This is a genomic window from Amycolatopsis deserti (assembly GCF_014653945.1).
GTDB classification, from domain to species: Bacteria; Actinomycetota; Actinomycetes; order Mycobacteriales; family Pseudonocardiaceae; genus Amycolatopsis_E; species Amycolatopsis_E deserti.
This window is the reverse complement of the sequence record NZ_BNAU01000001.1, coordinates 1,667,747-1,687,724: the sequence shown is the minus strand read 5'-3', so window position 1 is coordinate 1,687,724 and position 19,978 is coordinate 1,667,747. Positions and strand designations below refer to the sequence as shown.

Here is a 19,978-nt window from a genome sequence, read left to right as displayed (position 1 = left end):
GTAGCGTGGGCGGTATGGCGGAGGAGATCGTGGTCGGGGTGGACGGTTCGCCGGCGGCGCTGGACGCCGTCCGCTGGGCGGCGGGCGAGGCGGCGCTGCGGAAGCTGCCGCTGCGGCTGGTCTACGCGGCCGACGTGACCGGCGGCCGGTTCGACGGCGGGCTGCCGGTACCGCAGAGCTTCTTCGACGAGCTGCAGCGGGCCGGGCAGCAGCTGCTGGCCGAGGCGGCGGCCGTGGCGGGCGAGGTGCCGGTGTCCACCGAGATGCCGCTGGAACCGGCGGTGTCGCTGCTGCTGGAGTGCTCGCGCACGGCGCGGATGGTCGTGCTCGGCTCGTCCGGGCGGGGCGGGTTCACCGGGATGCTCGCCGGGTCGACGGCCGTGTCGGTGAGCGCGCACGCGTCCTGCCCGGTCGCGGTGGTGCGGGGGCGGCCGGACGCCACCGGCCCTGTGGTCGCGGGCATCGACGGCAGCCCGACCAGCGAGGAGGCGCTGGCGGTGGCCTTCGACGAGGCCGCGTGGCGCGGGGTGCCGCTGGTGGCGGTCCACGCCTGGAGCGACGCCGACTACGGGGTGCCGCTGCCCGCGCCGGACCTCGACTGGGCCGAGGTCGAGCGCGAACAGCAGCGCCTGCTGGCCGAGCGGCTGGCCGGCTGGCGCGAGCGGTACCCGGACGTGCGGGTGGAGCGGGTCGTGGTGCGGGACCGGCCGCGGGACGAGCTGCTGGCGCGCAGCCGGACGGCGCAGCTGGTGGTGGTGGGCAGCCGCGGCCGGGGCGGGTTCCGCGGACTGGTGCTCGGGTCGACGAGCCAGGCGCTGATCCACCACGCCGACTGCCCGGTGCTGGTGGTACGCCCACACTGATCCCGAGGCGGCTGGTGGCGCGTGGGGCGACCGGCCCGAGCCTCGAGGTGAGTCGCGGCCGGGCGCGGCTGGTGGCGCCGGTGGCGTCCCGGCACGTTCCCGCGCGTCGCGAGATCCCCGGGGTAGGGCCAGCCCCACCGTGGATCCGGTGGTCGGCACCGCTGTCTCCGCCCGTGATCCACGATGGGATCTAACCCATGACAACGCCTCTGGAAACCGCGGTCGCCGCCGCGCACCGGCCGCTCTCCGAGCCCGCCGTCGAGCTTCGGGACGTCACCCGCACCTACTCCGCCGGCCCGCAGCAGGTCCGCGCGCTCGACGGCGTCCGCGTCGCCTTCCCGGCCGGGTCCTGGACCGCCGTCATGGGGCCCTCCGGCTCCGGCAAGTCCACCCTGCTGCACTGCGCCGCCGGCCTGGAACGCGTCACCAGCGGGCAGGTCCTGCTCGGCGGCCAGGACATCACCACCGCCGGGGACGCCGACCTCACCGCGCTGCGCCGCCGCGAGATCGGCTTCGTCTTCCAGAGCTTCAACCTCATCGGCTCCCTCACCGCCGAGCAGAACGTCGCGCTGCCGCTCAAACTCGCCGGGGCGCGGCCGCGCACGAAGGACGTCCGCGCGGTGCTGGCCGCCGTCGGGCTCGACGACCGCCGCCGGCACCGGCCGCGTGAGCTCTCCGGCGGCCAGCAGCAGCGCGTCGCGATCGCCCGTGCCATGGTCACCCGGCCACGCGTCCTCTTCGCCGACGAACCCACCGGCGCCCTCGACTCGGCCGCGGCCCGCAAGGTCCTCGGCCTGCTGCGCGAACTCGTCACCACCGGCCAGAGCATCGTCATGGTCACCCACGACCCGGCCGCCGCGGCCGCCGCCGACTCCGTGGTGTTCCTGCGCGACGGCCGCATCGTCGACCACGCCGCCGCCCCGACCGCCCGCGAGGTCGCCGACCGCCTCGCCCGCTTGGAGGCCTGAGCATGCTGCGCCTGTCCTGGAACACCTTCACCGACCGCTGGCCGCTGTTCCTCGGCGCGATCCTCACCGTGTGCCTCGGGGTCGCGCTCGTCCAGTCGTCCCTGCTGATCCTGGTCTCGGCGGCGACCGCGGGCGGCGAGGTCTCCGAGGCGGTCACCCTGCTCGGCCTGACCCTGGGCATCTCGGCGTTCCTCGCGGTGTTCATCGTCAGCTCGACCTTCGCCTTCACCGTCGCCCAGCGCCGCCGCGACCTGGCGCTGCTGCGGCTCGTCGGCGGCGGTCGCGGCCAGGTCCGCCGCCTGCTGCTGTCCGAAGCCCTGCTGCTGGGGGTGCTCGGCACCGCCTTCGGTGTTCCGCTCGGCCTGCTGGTGATGCGGTTCCAGACCTGGCTGCTGCGCGACCTCGGGTTCGTCCCGCCCGCGTTCACCCCGCGCTGGCAGGACTGGATCCTCGGCGTCTCGGCGGGCATCGGGCTCGGCGTCTCGGTCGCCGGGGTGCTCGCCGCGTCCCGGCGCGCGGCGAAGGTCCGGCCGCTGGAAGCCCTGCGCGAAACCGGCGCCGCGACCCGTGTGATGACCGGCGCCCGCTGGTTCTTCGGGCTGCTGTTCCTGGCCGGGGCGGTCGCCATGTCCATCGTGTCCGCCTTCGCCCCGCCCGAGGGCGCCATCGCGCTCGCGATCAACACCGCCATCGCCGCCGCGGTCGCGCTGACCGCGTTCAGCCCGCTGGTCGTGCCCCTCGCCGGGCGCGTGGCCGGGCTGGTCCTGCGCGGCCCCCTGGGACGGCTCGCCGAGGCGAACCTGCGCGACGGCGTCCGCCGCAGCGCCTCCACCGCCGCCCCGCTGATCGTGCTGGTCGCGCTGCTGGTCGCCCAGGCCGGCACGCTCGCCACCATCGGCAGGGGCACCGAGATCGAGCAGCGCGCCGACCTCCGCGGCGACCTCGTCGTCACCACCACCGGACCGTCCGATCTGGACGTTCCCGGCGTGGCCGTGGTGTCCCCGCAGACCCGGGTGCCCATCTCGGTCGTGACCCGCGACGACGACGAAACCGAGGTCGAACAGGAGGTCGCGACGGTGGTCGACCCCGCCGCCTACGCCGCGACCCACACCCGCGGCCCGGCGAGCGGATCGCTCGCCGATCTGACCGGGCCCGCCATCGCCGTCGCCGACGGCTTCGCCCCGGTCGGCAGCACCGTCACCGCCCGGATCGGCGACCAGGAACTGGACCTGCGGGTCGTGGCCGTGCTGCCGGAAAGCCTCGGCGGCGGCGCGGATTTCCTGCTGCCGCGCGAGATCGTGCCCGCCGCGCTGATGGCCGCCGCGCCCACCGAGTCGATCGTGCGGCTCGAACCCGGCGCCGACCCGGCCGCCCTCGCCACTCGCGGCGAAGTGACCACAGTGGACAGCTGGATCGCCGCCGGCAGTTCGGAGCAGCAGGACGTCAGCACCGGCATCATGACCGTGATCATGGGCCTGGCCGGGCTGTACGCGCTGATCGCGGTGATCAACGCCGTGGTGATCGCCGCGGCCGACCGCCGCCGCGAGTTCGCCGTGGCCCGGGTGACCGGCCTGACCCGCGCTCAGGTGGTGCGGACCGCGGTGCTGGAGTCCGGCGCGGTGACCGGGATCGGCCTGGTGCTGGGTGGTCTGGCCGCGTCGGCGACGCTGATCGGCATCTCCTCGGCGGCCGGCCGCATCACCGGGCAGACCGTCGTGGTGGTGCCGTGGACGCTGGTCGGCGTCCTGGTGCTGGGCGCGTTCGCGGTGGTCGGGGTGACCAGCGCGTGGACGGCGCTGTCCGCGACCCGGCCCAGCCCGGTGTCGCTCACCGGCGCGGCCGACTGAGGTGCAGCCGCATCGGCAGCGACCGCCACGCGCGCAGCGTGTTGTTCAGGTGGCGGGTGCCGCCGCCGAGCGGTTCGAACCGGCGCACCCGCTTCGCCAGCGCGGTCAGCAGCGCCTCGGCCTCCAGCCGGGCCACGTGCTGGCCGACGCACTGGTGCAGGCCCATCCCGAACCCGACGTGACCGGACGGGTCGCGGCTCAGGTCGAAGGCGTCCGGGTCGGCCCAGCGGCGCGGGTCCCGGTTGGCCGCGCCGAGGAACATCAGGATCTTGTGCCCGGCCGGGATGGTCACGTCCGCGACGCGGGTGTCGCGGGTGGCGGTGCGGAAGAACGTCTGCACCGGCGACTGCCAGCGCACCGCCTCGTCGAAGGCGACCCGGGCCAGCTGGGGCTGCTCGCGCAGCCGGTCCCACTGGTCCGGGTGGGTGGCGAAGGCGTGCAGCCCGGCGGCCAGCCCGTGCACGGTGGTGTCCACGCCGGCCGTGAGCAGCGACCGGACCACCAGCGGCGCCTGCTCGTGCGTGATCTCCCCGCGGTCGGCGGCCGCCCAGATCGCCGCGCCGAAGCCGTCACCGGTGAGCCGGTCGCGGGCGCACTGCTCGGTCACCCACCCCGACCACCGCGGCATGTCCGGCACCAGCTCGGTGACCAGCTCGTTGCGCGGGCCGAACGCGTTGAAAGCGAAGTTGCCGTAGGGCAACAGGTTCTCGCGCCCCTCGCGGCCGATGCCGACCGCGTCCGGGAAGACGCGCAGCGGGAACGCCTCGGCGAGCGCGGGGACGACGTCGAGTTCGGTGTCCAGCACCCGCTCGACCAGGTCCTCGGCGGCGGCGAACCAGTCCTCCCGCAGCTTCCGCAGCGCGCGCGGGCCGAGGATGCCGGACAGCACGCGGCGCGGGGCGTCGTGGTGCGGCGGATCGGCCTCGAGCAGCAGGCTCGGCGGGCGCCACGGCTTCTCCACGCGGAAGTTGGCCAGTCCCACACCCGCGGCCGAAGAGAAGTCCTGCCAGTTCACCAGCGCGGCGTGCACGTGCTGGTAGCGGGCGAGGGCGTAGACGTCGTAGCGGTTCAGGTACACGACCGGGCCGGCGTCGCGCAGCCGGGCGTGCAGGGGTCCGGGTTCGGCCAGGACATCCGGCGCGAACGGGTCGGTGTCGTCGGTGATCATGGGACTCCCCGGGGTCACAGGTCGAGGACCAGGCGGTCGGTGCGGGAGCGGGACACGCACACGAACATGACCTCGCCCGCGGCGCGTTCGTGGTCGGCGAGGATCGAGTCGCGGTGGTCCGGAATCCCGGCCAGCACACCGGTTTCGCAGGTGCCGCAGGTGCCCTGCCGGCACGAGGACAGCACGTCCACGCCCGCGCCGCGCACCGCCTCCAGCACCGACACCTCGGGGGTGACGGTGACCGTCGCGCCGGTCCGCCGCAGCTCGACCTCGAACGGCTCGTCCCGCACCGGGGCCTGCTCGCGGGCGGTGAAGCGTTCGACGTGCAGCGAGTGCGGCGGCCAGTCGCGGCAGGCGGTTTCCACCGCGGCCAGCAGGGGAGCGGGCCCGCAGCAGTAGACCTTGGTGCCCGGGCGCGGGGTGCCCAGCCAGGACGCGAGGTCGAGCAGGCCGTGCTCGTCCTCGGGCACCAGGTGGACGCGGTCGCCGTAGCCGGCCAGCTCGTCGGTGAAGGCCATCGAAGCTCTACGGCGGCCGCCGTAGAGCAGGGTCCAGCCGGCGCCGAGCAGGTCGGCCTGGTGGATCATCGGCAGCAGCGGGGTGATCCCGATGCCGCCCGCGACGAACAGGTACCGCTGCGACGGGACGAGCGGGAAGTTGTTGCGCGGCCCGCCGACCCCGACGCGGTCGCCGACGCGCAGGTGGTCGTGCACGTAGGCGGAACCGCCGCGGCTCTGGGGTTCGCGCAGCACGCCGATGCGGTAGCTGTGCGCGTCCCACCGGTCGCCGCACAGCGAGTACTGGCGGGTCGCCCCGTTGGGGAGCACGAGGTCGATGTGCGCGCCGGGGGTCCAGTCCGGCAGCCGTCCGCCGTCCGGACGGGACAGGGTCAGCGCCAGCACCCCCTCGGCGCGTTGTTCTCGTGCGGTGACCTGCAGGGTCACGACTTGGCTCACCGGACGCCTCCTTGCGCTGGGTTGCTGGCACGCAGGATGCGTTTCCGCGGTCGCGGGCGGCGACCGGGTTCTCACTGAATGAGAGGTGAGGGCGGGAGCGAGCGGGTGATGCCGCGGGCGGCGGCCATCAGGACTCCGGTGACGGCCCTGCTCTCGGCGGTGTTGGGCACGATGACCGACAGGGCCGCGATCACCGTCCCGCGCGCGTCCTTGACCGGGACCGCGACGCCGAGCGCCTCCTCGTGGATGTGGCCCGGGCACCAGGCGAAACCCTCTTTGCGGATGTCGGCGAGCGCGGCCCGCAGGCGGCTCGCCGTGGTGATGGTGTTCCCCGTGTAGGCCCGCAGCGGCCCGGCGAGCACGCGCTCCCGCAGGTCGGCGGGCCCGTGGGCGAGCAGGACCAGCCCGGAGGAGGACGCGTGCAGCGGCAGCCGGCCGGCGACGCGGGTGTAGTTGATCACCGCTTTCGGGGCGGAGAGGCGTTCCAGGAAGATCACCTCGGCGCCGTCGCGGACACCGAGCTGCACGTGGTGCCCGACGACGGCGTGCACGTCCTCCATGAACGGCATGGCGGCGTCGCGGAGCGTGGCCGTGGGCGAGGCGCGCAGGGCCAGCTCCCACATCCGCACGCCGATCCGCACCCGGCGGTCGTCGTCGCGGGCGAGCAGGCCGTGGCTGGTCAGCTCGGCCACCAGGCGGGACGCGGTGGCCAGGTGCAGACCCGTGCGCCGGGCGATCTCGGAGACCTGCAGCACCGGTTCGTCGGGCGTGAAGGCCTCGAAGATCCGCACGGCGCGGGAGAGAACGGACTCACCGGTCGCCTGCCTCGCCACGGCCCGAGTGTGCCACGGCAACCCGCGCCCAAGCACCGGGACGCGATTGACCCCCCGGCGGCCCCGTGGCTGCATGGGACCATGACGCAGTCCCTCACCCGGGTCGACCGGCCGGACGGCGCGGTCGAGCTGCACATCGTCGTCCACGGCGATCCGGACCGCATCGGCGCCGCGATCGGCGAAGCGCTGGACGCCCTCGAACCGGCGCCCGCACTGCGCATCGACACGACCTCGCGCCGGGTCCGCGCGCACGGCGCCGAGGTCGAGCTGACCCGCCTGGAGTACGAGCTGCTGCTGTTCCTGGCGAGCCACCCCGGGCGGGTCTTCGACCGGGAAGCACTCACCGAACAGGTGTGGCGCCTGCCCGGACCGAGCCGCGGCCGCACCATCGACGTGCACATCCGCAAGCTGCGCAGCAAGATCGACCGCTTCTCGATCACGACGGTCCGCGGAGTCGGCTACCGGTTCGACGGACGCGCCGACATCATCTGAGCACGCGCCCCACCTCCGGCGGCGGCGCCTTGAACTCCAGCCACCGGCTGTCGGTCACCGCGCTGACCGTGTGCCGCACCCCGCGCGGGTGCACCAGCGTGTCGCCGGCGCCCAGCCGCGCCGGCTTCCCGTCCACCGTGCCCGTCAGCTCACCCTCGAGCACGTAGATGAAGCTGTCGTGGTCGTGGAAGTGCTCGGGCGAGGCAACGCCCGCCGGGTAGGCCAGTTCGAGCAGCAGCCCTCGTTCGCTGTGCTGCAGGACGCGGAAACGGCCGGAGCCGCCGAGCAGCGGGAGGCCTTCGACGGTAGTCAGCGGCTGGAAGTCGGTCACCTCGGCAGCCTGACCGCCGATCCCGCTTCCTGTCAACGTTTTCCCAAGCGGTGAAAGAAACTCCGGCCTGCTCAGCGGCCGCGGTTCCGCGATCCGGGAGGACGTTGACCCGCCCGATCGTGGGAGGAAGCATTTTCGGTGAAACCCCCGAAAAAATTGGGAGAAATCCGTGTCGCTGTCCGCAACGGACGTTCTCGCGCGCCCGGAGGAGGCAACCGGGACGCGGCCGCGTCCGGCCCGCAGACGCCGCCTGCCCGACCTGCGCCGCTGGATCAGTCCGCTCGCGCTGCTCGCCCTGTGGCAGGTGGCCTCCTCGACCGGTGTGCTCTCACCGGACCAGCTCAGTTCACCGTGGACGGTCCTGCAGGCCGGGATCGAGACCGCGCGATCCGGCGAGCTGGGCGAGGCGTTCGCCGTGTCGATCGTCCGCGTCGGGCTGGGCTTCGCGTTCGGCGCCGGTGTCGCGCTGGTGCTGGGCGTGGTCGCGGGCCTGTCCCGGTGGGGCGGGGTGCTCATCGACCCGCCGGTGCAGATGCTGCGCACCCTGCCGTTCCTCGGCCTGATCCCGCTGTTCATCCTGTGGTTCGGCATCGGTGAGGAACCGAAGATCGTCCTGGTCGCGCTGGGCGTGGCGTTCCCGCTGTACCTCAACATCTACTCCGGGATCCGCAACGTCGACGACCACCTCGTCGAGGCCACCACGGCGCTCGGCTACACCCGCTGGGAACGGCTGGTGCACGTGGTGCTGCCCTCCGCCGTGCCGCAAACCCTGGTGGGGCTGCGGCAGGCGCTCGGCGTCGCGTGGCTCGCGCTGATCGTCGGCGAGACCGTGAACGCCGACGCCGGCCTGGGCTACCTCATCAACAACGCGCGTGAGTTCCTGCGCACCGACGTGATCGTGGTCGGCCTGATCGTCTACGCCGCGCTCGGCCTGGTCACCGACGCGCTGGTCCGCCTGATCGAACGGAGGGCGCTGCGATGGCGCGGGAACTGATCGCCCGGGTGCACGGCCTGACCAAACGCTTCGGCGAACGCGCTGTGCTGTCCGATGTGGACCTCGAGATCGGGCGCGGCGAGTTCGTCGCCCTGCTCGGCCGCAGCGGCTCGGGCAAGTCGACCCTGCTGCGCATCCTCGCCGGGCTGGACACCGCGATCGAGGGCGAGGCCCGGGTCGACGGCGCGGTGTCCGTGGCGTTCCAGCAACCCCGGCTGCTGCCGTGGCGGCGGGTGTGGCGCAACGTCGTCCTCGGCCTGCCGGACCGCGGCCGGGACCGCGCGCTCGCCGAGCGCGCCCTGTCCGAGGTGCGGCTGGCCGACCACGCCGACGCCTGGCCGCGCACCCTCTCCGGCGGTGAGGCGCAACGGGTTTCGCTGGCCCGGGCGCTGGTGCGGGAACCCGACCTGCTGCTGCTCGACGAGCCGTTCGGCGCGCTGGACGCCCTGACCCGGCTGGCGATGCACCGGCTGGTCGAGGACCTGTGGACCGAGCACCGGCCCGGCGTGCTGCTGGTGACCCACGACGTGGACGAGGCGCTGCTGCTCGCCGACCGCGTCCTGGTGCTGGGGGAGGGGCGGATCATCGCCGAGCACGTTCTGGACCACCCACGGCCGCGCGCCGTGTCCGACCACATCGACGTTCGCGCCAGGGTGCTGGCCGATCTGGGAGTGACCGACCATGCGATTGCCTAGAATCCTCGCCGCCGTCACGGCGCTCGCGCTGAGCCTCACCGCGTGCGGCGGCGGGAGCGAGCCGTCGTCGAGCCCGTCGGTGCCGCCGCCGGTGAGCGCGGCCGACCTGGCGAAGGTGACGTTGAAGGTGGGCGACCAGAAGGGCGGTTCGCAGGCCCTGCTCAAGGCCGCCGGGCTGCTGAACGATCTGCCGTACAAGATCGAATGGTCCACCTTCACCTCCGGCCCGCCGCTGCTGGAGGCCGCCTCGGCCGGCGCGATCGACATCGGCGGAGTCGGCAACACGCCGCCGATCTTCGCCGCCGCCGCGAAGGCGAAGATCTCGATCGTGAGCTCCGCGCAGGGCAACGTTGCCAGCGATGCCCTGCTGGTGCCCGCCGACTCGCCGCTGGGGTCGGTCGCCGACCTCAAGGGCAAGACCATCGGCGTGGCCAAGGGCAGCTCGGCGCACGGCCAGATCCTGCTGACGCTGGCCAAGAACGGACTGTCCACGAAGGACGTCAAGCTGTCCTTCCTGCAACCCGCCGACGCCTACGGCGCGTTCACCCAGCACCAGATCGACGCCTGGGCGGTGTGGGACCCCTACACCTCGCAGGCCAGGCTCGAAGCGAACGCCCGGGTGCTGGCCGACGGCACCGGCACCGCCAACGGCTACACCTTCCAGGTGGCCGGGCACGACGCGCTGGCCGACGCCGGCAAGAACGCCGCCATCCGCGACTACGTGGTCCGGATCGCCAAGGCCCAGAAGTGGGCCGACACGCACCGCGAGCAGTGGGCGCAGGCGTGGTCCGCGGAGACCGGGCTGAAGCCGGAGATCACGCTCGCGTCCGTGCAGAACGGACCCGATCTGCCGGTGCCGCTCGACGACAAGGTGATCGCCTCCGAGCAGCAGCTGGCCGACGCGTTCACCGCGGACAAGGTCCTGCCCGGCAAGATCGACTTCGCGGAGTTCACCGATACCCGGTTCGCCGCCGACCTGGCCGCAGCGAGGGGATGAGCATGACCATCACACCGCACTGGTTCCTGCCCACGAGCGGCGACGGCCGCACGATCGTGGAGCGGTTCCACGCCAACCGGTCCCTCGGACCGGTCGCGCAGCGTGAACCCACCATCGACTACCTGGCGCAGATCGCCCGCGCCGCCGAGCAGCTCGGGTTCGAGGGTGTGCTCACCCCGACCGGCACCTGGTGCGAGGACGCCTGGCTGACCACCGCCGCGCTGATCCGCGAGACCAAGCGGCTGAAGTACCTGGTCGCGTTCCGCCCCGGCGTCATCTCGCCGACCCTGGCCGCCCAGATGGCCGCCACCTACCAGCGGATCTCCGGCGGGCGGCTGCTGCTCAACATCGTCACCGGCGGCGACTCGGTCGAGCAGAAGCGCTTCGGCGACTTCCACGACCACGACCAGCGTTACGCCCGCACCGACGAGTTCCTCACCATCGCGCGCGGCGTGTGGAGCGGCGAGCCGTTCGACTTCACCGGCGAGCACCTGTCGGTCGAGGGCGCGACCGTGCTTGCCCCGCCGGACCCGGTGCCGCCGCTGTACTTCGGCGGCTCGTCCCCGGCCGCGCTGCCGGTCGCCGCCAAGCACGCCGACGTGTACCTGACCTGGGGCGAACCGCCGGCCCAGGTCGCGGACAAGATCCGGCGCGTGCGGGAGCTCGCGCAGGCGCAGGGGCGGCGGATCCGGTTCGGCATCCGGCTGCACACCCTGTCCCGGGACACCTCCGCCGAGGCCTGGGCGGAGGCGCAGAAGCTTCTCGACGCGCTGAGCCCGGAGCAGGTGGCGAAGGCACAGGCGCAGCTGGCCGCCAGCGAGTCCGAGGGGCAGCGGCGGATGGTCGCCCTGCACGGCGGCGGCCTGGACCGCGGCGTGCGCGGGCTGGAGATCCACCCGAACCTGTGGGCCGGCATCGGCCTGGTCCGCGGCGGCGCCGGGACGGCGCTGGTGGGCAGCCACGGCGAGGTGGCCGACCTCATCGAGGAGTACCACTCGCTCGGCATCGAGGAGTTCGTCCTGTCCGGGTACCCGCACCTGGAGGAGGCGTACTGGTTCGCCGAGGGCGTGCTGCCCGAACTGGCGCACCGCGGCCTGCTGCGCGGCACCCGCGACCAGCGCACCGCCCTGCGCGAGGAGCGACACGTCGCTGCCCAGTAAAACCAGGGCCGCGCAGTAAAACCAGGTGAGCCGATCCCCTCCACCCGGCAGGATGGTCCGGGTGGAGGGGATCGACGCGCTCGCGGCCGAAACCGGGTTCTCCGGCGTCGTCCGCGTGGACTCCGGTGGCCGCACGTTCACCAGGGCCTACGGTTTCGCCCACCGCGGGCTGCGGGTGCCCAACACCGGCGGCACCCGTTTCGCCCTCGCCAGCGGCACCAAGGGCGTCACCGCGGTGACGATCGCCGCGCTGGCCGAGCGCGGGGTGCTCGCGCTGGACACGCCCGCCCGCGCCCTGCTCGGCGACGACCTGCCGCTGATCGGCGACGCGGTCACCGTCGAACACCTCCTCGCGCACCGCTCCGGCATCGGCGACTACTGCGACGAGGAGGCCGACCGCCCGGTCACCGACCACATCCTGCCCGTGCCGGTGCACGAGCTGGCCGCCACCGAGGACTACCTGCGCGTGCTGGACGGCCACCTGTCGAAGTTCCCGCCCGGGCAGCGGTTCTCCTACTGCAACAGCGGTTACGTGGTGCTCGCCCTGCTCGCCGAACGGGCCGCGGGCCGCCCGTTCGCCGACCTGGTGCACGACCTGGTCTGCGTGCCCGCGGGCATGACGGACACGGCGTTCCTCCGCTCCGATGAGCCCGCCGCCGGGGTGGCCCTCGGCTACGTCGGCGAGCGGCGGACCAACGTGTTCCACCTGCCCGTGCTCGGCAGTGGCGACGGCGGGATCTACTCCACCGCCGCCGACGTCCACGCCTTCTGGACCGCGTTGTTCGCCGGGCGGATCGTCCCTCCGCCCCGGGTGCGGGAGATGACCGCGGCCCACAGTGACGTTCCCGAGGAGAACCTACGCTACGGCCTCGGGTTCTGGCTCACCGGGGACGCGGTCCAGCTGGAGGGCTACGACGCCGGGGTGTCGTTCCGGACCGTCCACAGTGGCAGGACGACGTGGACCGTGCTGTCCAACACCTCCGAGGGAGCCTGGCCGATCGCCCGCCGGATCGCCGAACTCACCGCGTGACCAGCGCCCGCAGGAAGAACGCCAGGTTCGCCGGGCGCTCGGCCAGGCGGCGCATGAAGTAGCCGTACCACTCGTCGCCGTAGGGCACGTACACGCGCATGGTGTGCTCGCGCGCCAGCCTCCGCTGCTCGGCGTCCCGGATGCCGTAGAGCATCTGGAACTCCCAGTCCGGCCGGTCCCGGCCCAGCTCCGCGGCGATCGCGATCATCCGCGGGTCGTGGGTGGCGACCATCGGATGGCCCTCGCCGTCCATGAGCACCCGCAGGCAGCGCACGTAGGAGCGGTCCACTTCGGACTTGTCCGGGAACGCCACCGAGGCGGGTTCGCGGTACGCGCCCTTGCACAGCCGCACCCGAGAACCGGCGTAGGCGAGGTCGCGGCAGTCCTGCTCGGTGCGCCTGAGGTAGGCCTGCAGGACCGCGCCGACCCACGGGAAGTCCGCGCGCAGCTCACGCAGCACACCGAGGGTGGCGTCGGTGGTGGTGTGGTCCTCCATGTCCAGCGTGACCGTGGTGCCCGCCGCGGCCGCGGCCTCGCAGATGCGGCGGGCGTTGTCCAAGGCGACGCGGTCGCCGTCGGGCAGGCGCTGCCCGACGGCGGACAGCTTGACCGACACCTCGGCGCCCGCGGCGAATCCGGAGTCGGCCAGCAGCGTCAGCAGTTCCACATAGGCCTTCACCGTGGCGGCGGCCATGGCCGCGTCGGTGGTGTCCTCGCCCAGGTGGTCGAGCGTGACGGTCCGGCCGCTGCCGATCAGCTCGGCGGTCACGGCCAGCGCGTCGCCCACTCCGGCACCGGCGACGAAGCGACGGACCACGGGGCGGGTCAGCGGGGACCGTTCGACGAGCGACCGGCAGGCCGGAGACCCGGCCGCGGCGAGCAGTGCGGTGCGCAGCACGGTGGTCCTCCTCAGCCCTGGTGCGGGTAGCCGACGGTGGTGGGTGGCACGAACGTCTCCTTGATCGAGCGCGGGCTGACCCAGCGGAGCAGGTTGTGGATCGACCCGGCCTTGTCGTTGGTGCCCGACGCCCGGCCGCCGCCGAAGGGCTGCTGCCCGACGACCGCACCGGTCGGCTTGTCGTTGACGTAGAAGTTGCCCGCCGCGAACCGCAGTTCCTCGGTGGCGTGGGCGATGGCAGACCGGTCGGTCGCGATGATCGAGCCGGTCAGCCCGTACGGCGCGACGCTTTCCACCTGGCGCAGCACGGTGTCGTAGTCGGCGTCGTCGTAGACATGCACCGCGAGCACCGGCCCGAAGTACTCGGTGGTGAACACCTCGTGCTCCGGGTGGTCCGAGGCGATCACGGTCGGGCGGACGAAGAAGCCCTCGCTGTCGTCGGCGGTGCCGCCGGCCAGGATCTCCAGCCGGTCGTCGGCGCGGGCGCGGTCCAGGACACCCGACAGCCGGTCGAACGAGCGGCGGTCGATGACGGCGCCCAGGAAGTTGCCCAGGTCGGTGACGTCGCCCATGGGCAGCGACTCGACCTCGGCGAGGAAGTCGTCCTTCATCCGGGACCACACCGAGCGCGGCAGGTAGGCGCGGGAGGCGGCCGAGCACTTCTGGCCCTGGTACTCGAACGCGCCCCGGATCAGCGCGGTGCGCAGCACGTCGAGGTCGGCGGACGGGTGGGCGAGCACGAAGTCCTTGCCGCCGGTCTCGCCGACGATCCGCGGGTAGGTGCGGTAGTTCGCGATGTTCGCGCCGACCTGCGACCACAGGTGGCCGAACGTGCGGGTGGAGCCGGTGAAGTGGATGCCCGCGAGGTCCGGGGCGGCCAGGGCGACCTCGGAGACCGCCAGGCCGTCCCCGGGCAGCAGGTTGATCACGCCCGGCGGCAGCCCGGCCTCCTCCAGCAGCCGCATGGTCAGGTGCGCGGCGAAGCTCTGCGTGGGGGAGGGCTTCCACAGCACGACGTTGCCCATCAGCGCGGGCGCGGTCGGGAGGTTGCCGGCGATCGCGGTGAAGTTGAACGGGGTGATCGCGTAGACGAACCCCTCCAGCGGACGGTGGTCGGTGCGGTTCCACACGCCCGGCGAGCTGGCCGGCTGCTCGGCCAGCAGGCGGCGGGCGAAGGCGACGTTGAAGCGCCAGAAGTCGGCCAGCTCGCACGCCGAGTCGATCTCGGCCTGGTACACGGTCTTGGACTGGCCGAGCATGGTGGCGGCGTTGAGCCGGGCCCGCCACGGGCCGCTGAGCAGGTCGGCCGCGCGCAGCAGGATCGCGGCGCGGTCGTCGAAGGACAGCTTCCGCCAGGCCGGGGCGGCCTCGCGGGCGGCGGCCAGCGCGTCGCGGGTGTCCTGCTGGGTCGCCGAGCCGAGGGTGCCCAGCACGGCGCGGTGGTTGTGCGGCTGGACGACGTCGATCCGCGGCCCGCCGCCCATCCGCTGCTCGCCGCCGATGGTCGCGGTCAGCTCGATCGGCTCCTTCGCCAGCTCGGCGAGGGCGGCCTGCACCTCGGCGCGTTCCGGGCTGCCCGGCGCGTACTGCAGGACCGGCTCGTTGGCCGGGGTGGGCACGGTGGTCACGGCGTCCACGGCTGCTCCTCCTCGTTGTCGGATGTCTCAACGCTAGGAAGATCGCGGGCGCTGGTTTTTGTCGGTTCGGCTAATTCTGGGACTACTGTTTGTTGTGTGGCACAACTGCGGCAGGTCCTGATCGCGCTCGGTGATCCGCTGGTCGAGGTGGAGGTCGTCCCGGACGGGCTAACGGGCGAGATCTCCGACGTCGTGGTGCTCGAACCCGACGACACCCCGGAGCTGCGGCCGGGTGACCTGGCGCTGGTGATCGGCGCGCGCGGGCGGGCCGCGGTGCCGCTGATCCGCGCCGCCGGGCGGCAGGGCGCGGCCGCGGTGGCGGTCAAGGTGGAGTCGGATTCGGCGTTGCCGCTGCTGCGGAACGCGGCGACCGACGCGGGGATCGCGTTGCTGGCCGTCGCCGCCGACGTGCGGTGGGAGCAGCTGGCCGCGCTGGTGCGCGGGGTGCTGGAGACCGCCCGGGGGGAGGCGGACGAGGACGCGGGTGAGACGCTCGGCGACCTGTTCTCGCTGGCCCAGACGATCGCCGCGCTGACCGGCGGGATCGTGAGCATCGAGGACACCGCGAGCCGGGTGCTGGCGTACTCGCGGTCCGACGACGAGGTGGACGAGCTGCGGCGGTTGTCGATCCTGGGCCGCCAGGGACCGGCGCCGTACCTGAAGATGCTGCACGAGTGGGGCGTCTACCAGCGGTTGCGGGCCACCGAGGAGGTCGTGCGCATCGAGGAGCGGCCGGACCTGGGCATCCGCACGCGCCTAGCGATCGGGGTGCACGCCGGTGGGCGGCCGCTCGGGTCGATCTGGGTGCAGGAGGGGGCGGCGCCGCTGGCTTCGCGCGCGGAGCAGGCCCTGGTCGGCGCGGCGCGGGTGGCGGCGCTGCACTTGGTGCGGCGGCGCAGCGCGGCGGGCGCCCGGTTCCGGGAGAACCTGCTGGCCGGGATGCTCGAGGGGCGCAGCGACCCGGTGTCGGTGGCCCGGCAGATCGGGGCCGATCCGGCGAAACCGGCCGCCGTGGTGGCCTTCGCGCCGCGCGGGGCCGAGCCGGTGGACCGCACGGAGCTGGAGCTGCGGCGGTCCGCGCTGGCGGCGGTGATCTCGGTGCACGCGGCCGCCTACCGGCGCAGCGCGCTGGTGACCCAGCTCGGCGACCGGACCTACGTGTTCCTGCCCGACCTGCCGGCCGGGGTGTCGTTGCTGGAGCTCACGCGCGAGATGGTGGCCTCGGCGGGCACGCCGGTGCGGGCGGCGATCGGCCGCGTGGTGCCGGGGGTGGAGGACGTGGGGGTGTCGCGGCAGGAGGCGGACCGGGTGCTGGACGCGATGGCCCGCGGGCTGGACCTGGAGGTGGCGACCCTGGCGGACGTCCGGTCGCAGGTCCTGGTCAGCGAGACGCTCGCGGTGCTGGCCGAGCAGCCGCGCCTGCGCGACCCGCGGCTGACGGAGTTGCGCTCACGGCACCCGGACCTGGCGTCATCGCTGCTGGCGTACCTGGACGCGCTGGGGGACGTCCGCTCGGCGGCCGCGAAGCTGCACGTGCACCCGAACACGCTGCGGTACCGCGTGCGGCGGGCGGGGGAGGTGGCGGGGCTGGACCTGGGCGACCCGCTGGTGCGGCTGTTCGCTTCGCTGCAGTTGCGGCTCCCGCCCGGTGTCTAGGTGTGCTGTTCGGGGACGTTGGTGATGGCTGACACGCTGAGGATGATCTTGATATGGGTGAGGACCTCCGGGTTCGGTGTGGATTGCGACATCTGCACCCGAACACCAGGAGGTCCTCGATGGTCCACCGTAACGCTCCGTTGACCCCGACGGGCCGGCTGCGGCTTGCCCGGTGTGTCGTGGAGCAGGGGTGGTCGCTGCGTCGGGCAGCGGAGCGGTTCCAGGTCAGTCACACCACTGTGGCGCGCTGGGTGGGCCGTTATCGCCAGCACGGCCCGGCGGGGATGAACGACCGGTCCAGCCGGCCGCATCGCAGCCCGACCCGCACGTCGCCTGAGGCGGAGGCTCTGGTCGTGATGTTGCGGCAGGAGCACAAGATCGGCCCGGTTCGCCTGTCGGTGCGGGCTGGGGTGGCGCCCTCGGCCGCTCATGCGATCCTGCGCCGCCACGGGGTGCCGGTGCTGGCCGCGTGTGACCGCGCCACCGGCGAGCCGATTCGCCGCTACGAACGCCCCACTCCGGGCGAGCTGGTCCACGTCGATGTCAAGAAACTCGGCCGCATCCCCGACGGTGGTGGGCACAAGGTCCTGGGCCGTGCCCAAGGCCGGGCCAAGCAGGTCCGCACCGCCGGCGGCGGCTACCTCTGTCTCCACACCGCCCTGGATGATCACTCCCGCCTGGCCTACACCGAAATCCTGCCCGACGAGAAAGCCGCCACCTGCGCAGCCTTCCTACGCCGCGCGCACGCCTGGTTCTCCAGCCACGGCATCACCATCGAGCGGGTGCTGACCGACAACGCCTGGGCCTACCGCAAAACAACCTGGCACACCACCTGCACCGACCTACACATCACACCCCGCTTCACCCGCCCCTGGCGGCCCCAAACGAACGGAAAGGTCGAACGCTTCCACCGCACTCTGCTCGACGAATGGGCCTACCACCAGCCCTACACCTCAGAAACCCAACGCCAAGCCGCCTTCCCCGACTGGCTCCACTGGTACAACTACCACCGACCCCACACCGGCATCGGCGGCAACACCCCAGCCAGCCGCAGCACCAACCTCACCGAACAACACATCTAGGGCGACGCCGCGAACATCGACCATAACTGTCGCTTCTGGTCGGCAGACTCACCAGCTCTTGGACTTCTGGAGACTCTGGGCCGAGGCTGGAGTCATGACGGAGATGCTCACGCGGAACGACGACGGTTACGAGGACGAGGTCCGCGGTTTTCAGACGGCCTACCGGCACCGGCCCGCGGTGGTCGTACCCGCGCGCGACGCCGAGGACGTCCGGCTCGGCGTCGTCCACGCCGTCGAACGGGACCTGCCGGTCGCGGTGCAGGCCACGGGACACGGGCTGTCGGTGCCCGCCGAGGGCGGGGTGCTCGTCAGCACGCGGCGCCTGACGGACGTGCGCGTGGACCCGGTGAACCGGACCGCCCGGGTCGGCGCCGGCGTGCGGGCGGGTGCGCTCGTCGCCGCGGCGGCCGCGCACGGGCTGGCGCCGCTGAACGGCTCGTCGCCGTCGGTCGGGGTGGTCGGGTACACGCTCGGCGGGGGAGTGGGGTTGCTGGGGCGGCGCTTCGGGTTCGCCTCCGACCACGTGCGGTGCGTCGAGATCGTCACCGCGGACGGGGTGCTGTGCACGCTGGCGCCGGATGACGAGCTGTTCGGGGCGGTGCTCGGCAGCGGCGGGAACTTCGGGGTGGTGACCGCGCTCGAGGTGGATCTGGTCGAGGTGCCCGCGGTGTTCGGCGGGCAGCTGGTGTTCGCCGAACCGCTGATCGGGCCGGTGCTGGAGGCGTGGCGCGAGTGGACGGAGTCGCTGCCGGAGGAGGTGACCTCGTCGGTGACGCTGGTGCCGGCGCCCGCCGGGCGGATCGCGTCGGTGCGGGTGGCGTCGCTGGTGCACGACGAGCGTCTGGTGGCTCCGCTGCGCGCGGTGGGGGAGCGGCTTCGCGACACGGTGCGGACGATGCCGTACCTGGAGACGCCGTCGATCCACAGCGATCCGGACGAGCCGCACGCCTACCGGGCGACGAACCACCTGCTGGGTGAGCTGACGCCGGAGGCGCTGGACGCGGTGGCCGGGCTCGGCGCGGTGGTCGACATCCGCCACCTGGGTGGCGCGATGAGCCGCCCGGGCCAGGCGATGGTCGGCCACCGGGCGGCGCGCTACGCGGTGCGGGTGATCTCGGGTCCGGACGACCGGGAGGTGCACTCGAGCGTGGCGCGGGCGTTGGCACCGTGGTCGATGGGCCACAACCTGGCGTTCGTGTACGGCGGAGCCGACACCGCGGGCGAGGCGCAGACCCGCGCGGGGTACGAGCCGGACTTGTACGAGCGCCTGGCTACCCTCAAGGCCCGCCACGACCCGCGCAATGTGTTCCGCTGCAACCGGAACATCACCCCGGCGCGGACCGCCGCCGAGGTGGGGTGAGGGCTGCTTCGAGTGGGGTGTCAGGGATCCGCCGCGCCGGAAGATCGCCCTGGCGCGGGGTGGCTGCCGAGGCGGGGTGAGGGTTCTCCGGCCGTCGGTGGGCCAAGAGCCGCTGCGGGTGCGCTGCGTCCCGGGGACTGGCTACTTCGAGTGGGGCGTCAGGGATCCGCCGCGCCGGAAGATCGCCCTGGCGCGGGGTGGCTGCCGAGGCGGGGTGAGGGTTCTCCGGCCGTCGGTGGGCCAAGAGCCGCTGCGGGTGCGCTGTGTCCAGGGGACTGGCTGCTTCGACTGGGGCGTCAGGGATCCGCCGCGTCGGAAGGCCGCCCTGGGGCACGGCGGCTGCGGGTGCGCTGCGTCCCGGGGACTGGCCGTGGCCGGAACCTTGCCCCGGGGTGCGGGCGGAGCGGGGCGGACGCGAGGGTCTGCCCCGCGCGCCGCGGCCCCTGGCGCGTCCCGGGGTAGCCGCCGGAATCGGACAGTCGGCTGCCCCAGCGCGGTGCGGGCCGCCTCGATGAGTGCGGCCCGCTACCGCCGTCGTCAGCGGTAGCGGCCCGCCGAGCGGATCGCCGCCAGCACGGCCGTCAGGCTCGGCAGCCAGCGCTGGTGCGGGTCCGGCGGCACGATCCACCGCGCCAGGTCGGCGGGGCCGTGGGTGCCCGGCATCGGGATCGACGTGCCCGCCGTGAGCACCCGTACGTCGCGGGGGAGGAACTCGGCGTCGCTGCCCAGGATGTCGGCCTCGACCAGGAAGATGACCACCGAACCGTGCTTGGTGGGCACGCTCAGCGCGGGCCCGCGGCACCCCTGGCGCGCCAGGTTCTCCAGCACCTGCTCGGCCCGGGCGCGCGGCACGGCGACCGCGCCGATACCGGCCCCGATCACGAAGTTCAGGCTGCCGTTCTGCCAGTGGACCGGCCAGCCGAACGTGCGGCGGTAGTCCACGGGCGTGCTGGCCGGACGCTTGGTGCCCAGGTCGTGATCGACGCTCATGACGAGCCCCCTTCCCGGTGA

General features: G+C 73.3%; 19 protein-coding genes. 12 read left to right on the top strand and 7 right to left on the bottom strand.

Annotated elements, in window-relative coordinates:
- Window positions 1-14 precede the first annotated feature (14 nt).
- From IE290_RS08180 to IE290_RS08170, 3 genes are all read left to right on the top strand, one after another.
- The gene (locus tag IE290_RS08180) at window positions 15-863 is read left to right on the top strand and encodes a universal stress protein (protein ID WP_191243823.1); all 849 of its coding nucleotides are present in this window, start codon (window positions 15-17) and stop codon (window positions 861-863) included.
- A 197-nt stretch (window positions 864-1,060) separates the two neighbouring features.
- Window positions 1,061-1,831: an ABC transporter ATP-binding protein gene (locus tag IE290_RS08175; protein WP_191243822.1), complete on the top strand. Its 771-nt coding sequence runs from the start codon at window positions 1,061-1,063 to the stop codon at window positions 1,829-1,831.
- Between the two features lie 2 nt (window positions 1,832-1,833).
- Window positions 1,834-3,678: an FtsX-like permease family protein gene (locus IE290_RS08170; protein WP_191243821.1), complete on the top strand. Its 1,845-nt coding sequence runs from the start codon at window positions 1,834-1,836 to the stop codon at window positions 3,676-3,678.
- Here IE290_RS08170 and IE290_RS08165 read toward each other — a convergent pair.
- The 3 genes from IE290_RS08165 to IE290_RS08155 form a co-directional block, all read right to left on the bottom strand.
- Complete coding sequence (locus IE290_RS08165) at window positions 3,659-4,846, bottom strand: cytochrome P450 (RefSeq protein WP_191243820.1); 1,188 nt, start codon at window positions 4,844-4,846, stop codon at window positions 3,659-3,661. The two genes, IE290_RS08170 and IE290_RS08165, sit on opposite strands and share 20 nt — an antisense overlap.
- Before the next feature lie 14 nt (window positions 4,847-4,860).
- On the bottom strand, window positions 4,861-5,790 hold the full coding sequence (locus IE290_RS08160) for a PDR/VanB family oxidoreductase (protein WP_191244006.1): 930 nt from the start codon (window positions 5,788-5,790) through the stop codon (window positions 4,861-4,863).
- An 83-nt stretch (window positions 5,791-5,873) separates the two neighbouring features.
- Window positions 5,874-6,635, bottom strand: a complete 762-nt coding sequence (locus IE290_RS08155; protein WP_191243819.1) for an IclR family transcriptional regulator — start codon at window positions 6,633-6,635, stop codon at window positions 5,874-5,876.
- Between the two features lie 81 nt (window positions 6,636-6,716).
- On the opposite strand from IE290_RS08155, the gene IE290_RS08150 reads away from it, so the two are divergent.
- Entirely contained in the window at window positions 6,717-7,127 is a 411-nt protein-coding gene (locus IE290_RS08150; protein ID WP_191243818.1) for a winged helix-turn-helix domain-containing protein, read from the top strand.
- Here the strand turns inward: IE290_RS08150 and IE290_RS08145 are convergent.
- Complete coding sequence (locus IE290_RS08145) at window positions 7,120-7,458, bottom strand: cupin domain-containing protein (protein WP_191243817.1); 339 nt, start codon at window positions 7,456-7,458, stop codon at window positions 7,120-7,122. The genes IE290_RS08150 and IE290_RS08145 overlap by 8 nt on opposite strands.
- Before the next feature lie 169 nt (window positions 7,459-7,627).
- On the opposite strand from IE290_RS08145, the gene IE290_RS08140 reads away from it, so the two are divergent.
- The 5 genes from IE290_RS08140 to IE290_RS08120 all read left to right on the top strand — a co-directional run bounded on the left by IE290_RS08140 (window position 7,628) and on the right by IE290_RS08120 (window position 12,334).
- A complete protein-coding gene (locus IE290_RS08140) occupies window positions 7,628-8,452 on the top strand; it encodes an ABC transporter permease (protein ID WP_191243816.1) in 825 nt (274 codons plus the stop codon).
- Window positions 8,437-9,147 (top strand): ABC transporter ATP-binding protein, encoded by a 711-nt coding sequence (locus tag IE290_RS08135; RefSeq protein ID WP_191243815.1) that lies wholly within the window; start codon window positions 8,437-8,439, stop codon window positions 9,145-9,147. Before IE290_RS08140 ends, IE290_RS08135 begins: the two co-directional genes overlap by 16 nt.
- Complete coding sequence (locus IE290_RS08130; RefSeq protein ID WP_191243814.1) at window positions 9,134-10,144, top strand: ABC transporter substrate-binding protein; 1,011 nt, start codon at window positions 9,134-9,136, stop codon at window positions 10,142-10,144. Before IE290_RS08135 ends, IE290_RS08130 begins: the two co-directional genes overlap by 14 nt.
- Window positions 10,145-10,146: 2 nt before the next feature.
- Window positions 10,147-11,304: an LLM class flavin-dependent oxidoreductase gene (locus IE290_RS08125; RefSeq protein ID WP_191243813.1), complete on the top strand. Its 1,158-nt coding sequence runs from the start codon at window positions 10,147-10,149 to the stop codon at window positions 11,302-11,304.
- A 61-nt stretch (window positions 11,305-11,365) separates the two neighbouring features.
- A complete protein-coding gene (locus IE290_RS08120) occupies window positions 11,366-12,334 on the top strand; it encodes a serine hydrolase domain-containing protein (protein WP_373300407.1) in 969 nt (322 codons plus the stop codon).
- Here IE290_RS08120 and IE290_RS08115 read toward each other — a convergent pair.
- Both IE290_RS08115 and pruA read right to left on the bottom strand, forming a co-directional pair.
- Window positions 12,324-13,232 carry a proline dehydrogenase family protein gene (locus IE290_RS08115; RefSeq protein WP_191243811.1) on the bottom strand — a complete coding sequence of 303 codons (909 nt, stop codon included), beginning with the start codon at window positions 13,230-13,232 and terminating at the stop codon, window positions 12,324-12,326. The two genes, IE290_RS08120 and IE290_RS08115, sit on opposite strands and share 11 nt — an antisense overlap.
- A gap of 11 nt (window positions 13,233-13,243) precedes the next feature.
- Window positions 13,244-14,869, bottom strand: coding sequence for an L-glutamate gamma-semialdehyde dehydrogenase (pruA, locus tag IE290_RS08110; RefSeq protein WP_191243810.1), 1,626 nt, complete (start codon window positions 14,867-14,869; stop codon window positions 13,244-13,246).
- Between the two features lie 96 nt (window positions 14,870-14,965).
- On the opposite strand from pruA, the gene IE290_RS08105 reads away from it, so the two are divergent.
- From IE290_RS08105 to IE290_RS08095, 3 genes are all read left to right on the top strand, one after another.
- On the top strand, window positions 14,966-16,525 hold the full coding sequence (locus IE290_RS08105; protein ID WP_191243809.1) for a PucR family transcriptional regulator: 1,560 nt from the start codon (window positions 14,966-14,968) through the stop codon (window positions 16,523-16,525).
- 119 nt (window positions 16,526-16,644) lie between these two features.
- Window positions 16,645-17,607, top strand: a complete 963-nt coding sequence (locus tag IE290_RS08100) for an IS481 family transposase (protein WP_191243808.1) — start codon at window positions 16,645-16,647, stop codon at window positions 17,605-17,607.
- A gap of 94 nt (window positions 17,608-17,701) precedes the next feature.
- Complete coding sequence (locus IE290_RS08095; RefSeq protein ID WP_191243807.1) at window positions 17,702-18,967, top strand: FAD-binding oxidoreductase; 1,266 nt, start codon at window positions 17,702-17,704, stop codon at window positions 18,965-18,967.
- Between the two features lie 537 nt (window positions 18,968-19,504).
- Here IE290_RS08095 and IE290_RS08090 read toward each other — a convergent pair.
- Window positions 19,505-19,957 carry a hypothetical protein gene (locus IE290_RS08090; protein WP_191243806.1) on the bottom strand — a complete coding sequence of 151 codons (453 nt, stop codon included), beginning with the start codon at window positions 19,955-19,957 and terminating at the stop codon, window positions 19,505-19,507.
- Window positions 19,958-19,978 lie beyond the last annotated feature (21 nt).

What these genes read in the sequence shown, in the direction of transcription:
- IE290_RS08180 (WP_191243823.1), top strand. Translation starts at nt 15, where the DNA reads ATGGCGGAGGAGATCGTGGTCGGGGTGGACGGTTCGCCGGCGGCGCTG.
- IE290_RS08175 (WP_191243822.1), top strand. Translation starts at nt 1,061, where the DNA reads ATGACAACGCCTCTGGAAACCGCGGTCGCCGCCGCGCACCGGCCGCTC.
- IE290_RS08170 (WP_191243821.1), top strand. Translation starts at nt 1,834, where the DNA reads ATGCTGCGCCTGTCCTGGAACACCTTCACCGACCGCTGGCCGCTGTTC.
- IE290_RS08165 (WP_191243820.1), bottom strand. Translation starts at nt 4,846, where the DNA reads ATGATCACCGACGACACCGACCCGTTCGCGCCGGATGTCCTGGCCGAA.
- IE290_RS08150 (WP_191243818.1), top strand. Translation starts at nt 6,717, where the DNA reads ATGACGCAGTCCCTCACCCGGGTCGACCGGCCGGACGGCGCGGTCGAG.
- IE290_RS08135 (WP_191243815.1), top strand. Translation starts at nt 8,437, where the DNA reads ATGGCGCGGGAACTGATCGCCCGGGTGCACGGCCTGACCAAACGCTTC.
- IE290_RS08130 (WP_191243814.1), top strand. Translation starts at nt 9,134, where the DNA reads ATGCGATTGCCTAGAATCCTCGCCGCCGTCACGGCGCTCGCGCTGAGC.
- IE290_RS08125 (WP_191243813.1), top strand. Translation starts at nt 10,147, where the DNA reads ATGACCATCACACCGCACTGGTTCCTGCCCACGAGCGGCGACGGCCGC.
- IE290_RS08100 (WP_191243808.1), top strand. Translation starts at nt 16,645, where the DNA reads ATGGTCCACCGTAACGCTCCGTTGACCCCGACGGGCCGGCTGCGGCTT.
- IE290_RS08095 (WP_191243807.1), top strand. Translation starts at nt 17,702, where the DNA reads ATGACGGAGATGCTCACGCGGAACGACGACGGTTACGAGGACGAGGTC.
- IE290_RS08090 (WP_191243806.1), bottom strand. Translation starts at nt 19,957, where the DNA reads ATGAGCGTCGATCACGACCTGGGCACCAAGCGTCCGGCCAGCACGCCC.